The organism is Phenylobacterium sp., assembly GCF_035276905.1.
Taxonomy (GTDB): Bacteria; Pseudomonadota; Alphaproteobacteria; order Caulobacterales; family Caulobacteraceae; genus Phenylobacterium.
Map to the genome: position 1 here is coordinate 1 of NZ_DATELG010000333.1, position 7,423 is coordinate 7,423.

The 7,423-nt window shown below is 69.8% G+C and carries 10 protein-coding genes; 9 read left to right on the forward strand and 1 reads right to left on the reverse strand.

Going from position 1 to position 7,423, the window contains the following annotated elements; all coding sequences use genetic code 11:
- The 7 genes from VJS38_RS15815 to VJS38_RS15845 all read left to right on the forward strand — a co-directional run.
- Positions 1-630: heme-copper oxidase subunit III family protein (locus tag VJS38_RS15815; protein ID WP_324089114.1), on the forward strand; the 630-nt coding region annotated here is incomplete at its 5' end.
- 10 nt (positions 631-640) lie between these two features.
- Positions 641-1,072 (forward strand): cytochrome C oxidase subunit IV family protein, encoded by a 432-nt coding sequence (locus tag VJS38_RS15820; RefSeq protein WP_324089115.1) that lies wholly within the window; start codon positions 641-643, stop codon positions 1,070-1,072.
- Positions 1,073-1,127: 55 nt separating this feature from the next.
- Positions 1,128-1,835: a cytochrome c family protein gene (locus VJS38_RS15825; protein ID WP_324089116.1), complete on the forward strand. Its 708-nt coding sequence runs from the start codon at positions 1,128-1,130 to the stop codon at positions 1,833-1,835.
- A 124-nt stretch (positions 1,836-1,959) separates the two neighbouring features.
- Positions 1,960-2,196 (forward strand): hypothetical protein, encoded by a 237-nt coding sequence (locus VJS38_RS15830; RefSeq protein WP_324089117.1) that lies wholly within the window; start codon positions 1,960-1,962, stop codon positions 2,194-2,196.
- A gap of 69 nt (positions 2,197-2,265) precedes the next feature.
- Entirely contained in the window at positions 2,266-3,234 is a 969-nt protein-coding gene (locus tag VJS38_RS15835; RefSeq protein ID WP_324089118.1) for a DUF6328 family protein, read from the forward strand.
- 2 nt (positions 3,235-3,236) lie between these two features.
- Positions 3,237-3,779 (forward strand): inorganic diphosphatase, encoded by a 543-nt coding sequence (locus VJS38_RS15840; protein ID WP_324089119.1) that lies wholly within the window; start codon positions 3,237-3,239, stop codon positions 3,777-3,779.
- A 178-nt stretch (positions 3,780-3,957) separates the two neighbouring features.
- Complete coding sequence (locus VJS38_RS15845) at positions 3,958-4,116, forward strand: hypothetical protein (protein WP_324089120.1); 159 nt, start codon at positions 3,958-3,960, stop codon at positions 4,114-4,116.
- A 39-nt stretch (positions 4,117-4,155) separates the two neighbouring features.
- Here VJS38_RS15845 and selD read toward each other — a convergent pair whose 3' ends face one another.
- Positions 4,156-5,214, reverse strand: a complete 1,059-nt coding sequence (gene selD / locus VJS38_RS15850) for a selenide, water dikinase SelD (RefSeq protein ID WP_324089121.1) — start codon at positions 5,212-5,214, stop codon at positions 4,156-4,158.
- Between the two features lie 92 nt (positions 5,215-5,306).
- Here selD and mnmH point away from each other — a divergent pair, with 92 nt between their 5' ends.
- Together mnmH and phnD are read left to right on the forward strand one after the other, a co-directional pair.
- Positions 5,307-6,374 carry a tRNA 2-selenouridine(34) synthase MnmH gene (mnmH, locus tag VJS38_RS15855; protein WP_324089122.1) on the forward strand — a complete coding sequence of 356 codons (1,068 nt, stop codon included), beginning with the start codon at positions 5,307-5,309 and terminating at the stop codon, positions 6,372-6,374.
- A 22-nt stretch (positions 6,375-6,396) separates the two neighbouring features.
- Positions 6,397-7,257, forward strand: a complete 861-nt coding sequence (phnD, locus tag VJS38_RS15860; protein ID WP_324089123.1) for a phosphate/phosphite/phosphonate ABC transporter substrate-binding protein — start codon at positions 6,397-6,399, stop codon at positions 7,255-7,257.
- Positions 7,258-7,423: the final 166 nt, after the last annotated feature.

Below are 7,423 nucleotides of genomic sequence, written 5' to 3' on the forward strand. Positions count from 1 at the left end.
GCCGACTGGTCGTCGGACCAGGAGGTGTTCAAGCAGGTCCACTGGGGCAAGGCCATGATGTGGATCTTCCTGCTCAGCGACACCTTCGTGTTCTCCAGTTTCCTGGTCTCCTACATGACGGTGCGGGCGACGACGACGGTCCCGTGGCCGAACCCCAGCGAGGTCTTCGCCCTGACCATCGGCGGCCGCTCGATCCCGCTCATCCTGATCGCCATCATGACGTTCATCCTGATCAGCAGCAGCGGGACGATGGCGATGGCGGTCAACTTCGCCTATCGCCGCGACCGGCTGAAGACGACGCTGCTGATGCTCGCGACCGCCGCATTCGGCGCGTCCTTCGTCAGCATGCAGGCGTTCGAATGGACCAAGTTGATTCTGCAGGAAGGCGTGCGGCCCTGGGGCAACCCCATGGGAGCGCCGCAATTCGGCTCCTGCTTCTTCATGATCACCGGATTTCACGGCCTGCATGTGTCGATCGGCGTGATCTACCTCTCGATCATCGCATCCAAGGTCGCGCGCGGACATTACGAGCGGAAGGGAAACTACGAGGTCGTCGAGATCGCCGGGCTCTATTGGCACTTCGTCGATCTCGTGTGGGTTTTCATCTTTGCGCTATTCTACCTTTGGTAAGGGGAACAAGATGGCGGCCGACATAGACAACGTCGGGGAACGCATCGCTCGCAAGGCGGCCGAACCCGTTCCCCAGCCAGCTCCGTTGCACGAAACGTCGCCCGCCACGGTCTCGAAGACGGCTCACGTCCAAGGGCAACAGCATCCCATCAAGATCTATCTCCAGGTCTGGGGTTACCTGTTCGTCCTCAGCACGATGTCCTACCTCGTCGACTATTTCCACGTCGAGGGGGCCCTGCGATCGGTGCTCATCGTCACCTTCATGTTTTTGAAGGCGGGCCTGATCGTCTCGATCTTCATGCACATGGCGTGGGAGCGTCTGGCCCTGGTCTACGCCATTCTGGTCCCGCCGCTCTGCCTGGGGACTCTCGTTCTGCTCATGGCGATCGAGTCCGATTACACGTTCTGGACACGGATCATCTTCTTCGGGAAGGGGCCCTGACGGGCCTCAGCCGCACGGCACGGCGAACGGCGCCTGAGGACAACGGGTGCGAATGATGGACACCTGGGAACGACTCAAGATCGGGACCGCGGTCACGGGCACGGCCCTCGCGTTCCTTGTCATTCACTGGATCACCGATCTGGTGTTTCCGGAGACCTACGCCGTCAAGCCCGGGTACAAGGTCGCCGACGTCAGCGAGCTTCAAGTCGACCTCGCCTCCCTCCAGAGGAGCTGGCCGGCCGGCCTGAGCGGGCAGGGCGGCCGCGCGAACGTTCGCGACTTCATGAGCAACATCGAGAAGGTCTCGGTTCCCCGCAGCGCCGAGACGCCGCCGGCGGTCGCCGCGCCGGAGCCGCAGGTCGATCTGGCGACCTTGCTCGCCCGAGCGGATGCGGCGAAGGGCCGGCAGACCGCGCAGGTCTGCACGTCCTGTCACAGCTTCGATCAAGGCCAGGACCGCATCGGCCCCAGCCTCTGGGGCGTCGTCGGCCGCAACGTCGCCGCCGACAAGGCCTTCACCTATTCGAGCGCCTTCGCGGCGCAGACGGGCAGCTGGACCTACCAGCGGCTCGACCACTATTTGACCAATCCGGCGAAGGCCGTCCCCGGCAACAAGATGGGCTTCGCGGGCCTGCGCCGGGCGGAGGACCGCGCAAACGTCATCGCGTTCTTGCGGACATTGAGCCCCAGTCCAGTCCCCCTCCCGAAGGTCGTCGAGACCTCGCCGCAATCACGCCGCTCGCCGCCCGGTTCGTCCGGATGAGGCTGCATCTAGCACGCTGACGGCGTTGGACATTTGCGGCGTTCGGTGTTGTCCTCAACCGCATCCGGACGATCGGGCGGCGCCCGTGCCGACCGGGCGTCCGCCCGCGTGAAGGGCGATGCCCATGACTTCGGTTCAGATCGCCGAGGCGCTGCTCGACCTGGAGGGCGCCGCCGCGCTGGCCGCGCTCCACCGCCCCGGCTGCAAGTGCGACGAGGTGCCGGTGCGGGTCGTGATGGTCAGGATGTTCCCGGACACCAGCACCGAGGACCTGGCGATGGGGCTGGAGCTCGCCATCACCATGGCCATGCTCGACGAGGCCGAGGCGGACGCGCTCGGCGAATGGCGGCCGAGGGGCTGAGGTCCAGGCCGGGCAGCTTTTCGCCTTGACCAACCCGGATCTTTTTCCGGCGCTTCACGTTGCCAGCGAATGGCGAAGGCGGCGGAAGATCCCGCGGGGAGCCCGAACGCCAAGGAGGCGGTCCGCGAGGCCCTGAGCGAGCTGCGGACCACCGTGCTCGGCCCGCAGATCCTGCTGGGGTTCCAGTATGAGGCCCTGTTCCAGCAGGGCTTCGCCAAGCTCGCGGCCTGGCGGCAGGAGCTGGCCCTTTGCGCCTTCGTCCTGCTCGTCGCCACCGTGGCGATGGTGATCGCGCCCACCAGCTTCCACCAGCTCGCCGCGCGCGGCGAGGCGACGGCGGCTCAGCTCAGCTTCTCCAAGCGGATGCTGGGGTCGAGCTTCTGTCCGTTCGCCCTGGCGATCGGGATCAACGTCGTGGTCGTTGGCGCCGGCGAGCTGGGCGCGGTCGCGGCCGTCGCCTGCGGGCTCGGCGCCGCCGGGCTCGCGCTCCTCCTCTGGTATGGGATCGAACTGATGGCGAGACGCCCCGCGGCCCCGCCGGCGGCCGCCAAGCCGGCGAAGACGACGCTCAAGGACCGCATCACCGAGCTGATGACCGAGACCCGGATCGTCCTGCCGGGCGTGCAGGCCCTGCTCGGCTTCCAGTTCGCGGCCTATCTGACCGAGGCATTTCCGAAGCTCGATCCCGCGCCCCGTGTCGCCCATGGCCTGGGCCTGGCCCTGCTGCTTGTCAGCATGATCCTGCTGATGACGGTTGCGCCGTTCCATCGGCTCGCGGAGCGGGGGGAGGACAGCGAACGCACGCGTCGGGTGGGAGGCGCCTGCATCGTCGGCGCGCTCGCGACCCTGGGCCTGGGGATCGCCGCCGACTGCTACGTGGCGGTCTCGATGATCACCGGCAGCGCCGCAGCGGCGTTCGCCGCCGGCGCCCTGGCCGCCGCCGCCGGCGCAGCCCTCTGGTTCGTGGTTCCGTTGCTGGCCCGGCGCCCGCCCGCCGCCGGCCGCCCCGATCTTCCCCATCCACAAGCGACAGCCTGATCATGACGAAACTGACCAAGCTTTCACACGAGCTGGACGCTAAGACGGGCGTCTGTCTGGCGATCATCGAAACGCCCAAGGGGCGGCGCTCGAAGTTCGATTACGACGTCGACCTGAAGGCGTTCCGGCTGAAGAAGCTCCTGCCGGAAGGGCTGAGCTTTCCGCTCGATTTCGGCTTCATCCCCTCGACGCTGTGCGACGACGGCGATCCGCTGGACGTCATGGTGCTGGCCGACGAGCCGCTGAGCGTCGGCGTCATTCTCGATGTCCGGCTGATCGGCGTGATCAACGCCGAGGAAAAGGAGAAGGGCAAGACCGAGCGCAACGACCGCATCCTGGCCGTCGCCGCGATCTCCCGGCTCTATGAGGCGGTGCGGACGCCGGACGACCTGCCCAAGGACTTCGTCGACAATCTTTCCAGCTTCTGGATCCAGAAAGGCCGGCTCGAGGGCAAGGAGTTCACGACGCTCGGCGTGGACGGTCCGGCCGCGGCGATCGACAGGGTGAAGTCTGCCACCCGCACCGCGAAGAAGCAGGCCGCCTGAGCGGCGGCGCCGCTGCGCCAACAGTTGTGGCAATTCCGCCACGGCCGGGCCGCAAGAGGCGGCTGGCGCGGGCCGCCGATCGCTTAACTTTTGATAATCGTCTAAACGGGCGCCGCCCGCGACTCGGTCGGGCGTCGATGGACGGGCGACGGTGAAGCAGGGGCGCTGCGCGAGGAGGATGGCGGACGAGACGCTTCGCCAGGCTCAGGCTCTCGACGGCGCCGAGCGGGACAATCTGCTCTGGATCGCCGCGGAGTGGGAGAAGCTCGCCGCCAAGGAGCGCCCTGCCGGCGGCCTCGCCGCCATCAACCATCCCCGGCGCCGCGCCGCGCGATAGCGCCGACGGCGAAGCGGTCCCGCTTCGACCAGAGGCCGGTCAGCCGGCGGCGAGCTCGACGGACGCCGGTCCCGCCTTGAAGCCGCCGACCGTCGCCGCCTCGAACCCGCGGTCGCGCAGCCGCGCCAGGATCTCGCCGGCGGCCTTGGGCGCTGCGGCCACCAGCAGGCCGCCGCTGGTCTGCGGGTCGCACAGCAGGTCGCGCCGCCAGTCGGGCAGTGCGTCCGCCCCGCGCACCGAGCCGCCATAGCTCGCCCAGTTGCGGCCGCTGGCGCCGGTGCGCACGCCGGCCCGGGCCAGGGCCTCCACGCCCGGCAGGACCGCCGGCGCGCTCGCGTCGATCTGCGCCGTCAGCCCCGCGCCGCGGGCCATCTCCAGCGCATGGCCCAGGAGGCCGAAGCCGGTGACGTCGGTCATGGCGTGGACGCCGGCCATGGCCGCGAGCTCCGGGCCCACGCTGTTCAGCTGCGTCGTGGACGCGATCAGGGCGTCGTAGCCTGCGGCGTCGAGGCGCTGCTGCTTGAAGGCGGCGCTGAGGATGCCCACGCCCAGCGCCTTGCCGAGGATCAGCACGTCGCCGGCCTGGGCCGTGCGGTTGGTCAGCACGCGGTCGGGATGGACGAGGCCCAGCGCGACCAGGCCGTAGATCGGCTCCAGGCTGTCGATCGAGTGGCCGCCCGCGATCGGGATGCCGGCGGCCGCGCAGACCGCCTGGCCGCCCGCGAGGATCGCCCGGATCGTCTCCACCGGCAGCCTGTTCACCGGCATGCCGACGAGCGCCAGGGCGAGGATCGGGGCGCCGCCCATGGCGTAGACGTCCGACAGCGCGTTGGTCGCGGCGATCCGGCCGAAGTCGTAGGGGTCGTCGACCACCGGCATGAAGAAGTCGGTGGTCGCCACCAGCGCCTGCTGGTCGTTGAGCTTCCAGACCGCCGCGTCGTCGGAGCTTTCCGTGCCGACCAGCAGGTTGGCGAAGGGCGCGGCCGCCGGCATCTCGGCCAGGATCTCCTGCAGCACCGCCGGCGCGATCTTGCAGCCGCAGCCGCCGCCGTGCGCCAGGTCGGTGAGGCGGACGGGATCGGTCGGGGTGTCGTCCATGGGCGCTCCTTGGGTTTCCGCCGGACGGGTTCTGGTTCGGCGGGCGGCGATGTATAGCAGCCCCTCAACGCCGCGGGCCTCATGCAACTTCGATGACCAATCCGGAAACGGTCCAGAGCGCCAGCGCCGCGACGCGGGCCCGCTTCGACCTGGTCATCGACGTGCGCAGCCCCGGCGAGTTCGCCCTCGACCACGTCCCGGGCGCGGTGAACCTGCCGGTGCTGAACGACGCCGAGCGCGCCGAGGTCGGCACGATCTACGTCCAGGAGTCGCGGTTCAAGGCGCGCCAGGTGGGCGCCGCCTACGTGGCCCGCAACGTCGCCCGCCACCTGGAGACCGCGCTGGCCGACCGGCCCGGCTCGTTCCGGCCGCTGCTCTATTGCTGGCGCGGCGGGATGCGCTCCAACGCCATGGCGGTGATCCTGTCGCAGGTGGGCTGGCGCACGGCCGTGCTGGCGGGCGGCTACCGCACCTACCGGCGCGAGATCATGGCCCAGCTCTATGACGCCGAGCCGAAGTTCCGCGCCGTCGTGCTCGACGGCGCCACGGGGACGGGCAAGACCGAGGTGCTGCAGCGGCTGGCCGCGCGCGGCGTCCAGGTGATCGACCTCGAGGGCCTCGCCGAGCATCGCGGCTCCCTGCTCGGCCGCCTGCCGGGACGGGCCCAACCGCCGCAGAAGCTGTTCGAGAGCCGGCTGGCCGCGCAGCTCGACGCCCTGGACCCCGCCCGGCCCGTGGTGATCGAGGCGGAGTCGAGCAAGGTCGGCGAGATCGTGGTGCCGCCGCTGGTCTGGCGGGCGATGGCTGAGGCCCCGCAGATCGAACTCGCCGCGCCGGACGCCGCGCGGGCGCGATACCTGGCCGACGCCTACCGCCATCTCGCGGCGGATCCTGCGGCGCTGGCGGCCCTCCTGGAGCGGTTGCCCAGCCGCCTGGGCCGCCGCCGCATCGAGGCCTGGATGCAGCTCGTGGCGCAGGGCGAGCTGGCGGAGCCCGCCGCCGAGCTGATCGCGCTGCACTACGATCCGGCCTACCGCCGCTCCAGTCGCAAGCAGGCGCGCAAGGCTCTGGGCCAGGTCGCGCTGGCGGACCTGACGCCCGCCAGCCTCGACCGCGCCGCGGCCGAGATCGCGCAATTGCTCGCCGGCCTCGGCGGATGACTTTTTTGGGGGGAGAACTGACATGGGAATTTTCCAGAAGGCAGGGCGCGCGCTTCGGCTGCTCGGCCTCGCCAGCCTGGCCGCCGCCGTGGCCGGCGCCGCATCCGCCGCCGAGCCGCTGCGGGTCGGCATGATCCCGGACGCCGGCGCGACCCAGGTCTCCGTCGAGCAGAAGGCGCCGCTGCAGAAGTACCTCGAGCAGCAGCTCGGCCGTCCGGTGAAGCTGGTCATCCCGACCAACTACAACGCCACCGTCGAGGGCCTCGGCAACGGCTCGCTCGACGTCGCCTACCTGGGCGGCCTGACCTTCGTGAAGGCGCGCGCCCGCTACGGCGTGGTTCCGCTGGTCCAGCGGGACATCGACCGGCAGTTCCACTCGCTGTTCATCACCCGCGCGAGCAGCGGGATCACCGGCCTCGCCCAGCTGAAGAGCAAGACCTTCTGCTTCGGCGACATCAACTCGACCAGCGGCCACCTCTATCCCTATCTGGCGATGAAGCGGGCGGGGGTCTCGGCGGACAAGGGCCTGAAGTCCTTCCGCTACACCGGCAGCCACCCGGCGACGATCCAGGGGGTGGCGGCAGGCGTTTGCGACGCCGGCGCGGTCGACGAGACGGTCTGGAAGTCGATGGCGGCGGACGGAAAGCTGCCGGCCGATCTGAAGGTCTTCAACACCTTCGGCCCGTTCGCCGACTACGTCTGGGTGGCGCGCAAGGACCTTGCGGCGAAGGACCGGCAGGCGGTCGCCGCCGCCTTCCTGCGGCTGCAGGCGCCCCGCGACGCCGAGGTGCTGGACATCCTCCGCGGACAGCGCTTCATCCGCGCCGACGACAAGGCCTACGGCGACGTCGAGCGCACGGCCAAGGAGCTCGGATTGATGTGATGGATGGAGGGCGCGGCCAGATCGACGCTGCGAACGGCGGGCTGCTGGCGCTGCGGGGCGTGACGGTCGCCCCGCCGGGCGGCCGCATCCTGTTGCAGGGCGTGGACCTGACGCTTTCGCCGGGCGAGCGGGTGGCGCTGGTGGGGCCGAGCGGTTCTGGCAAGAC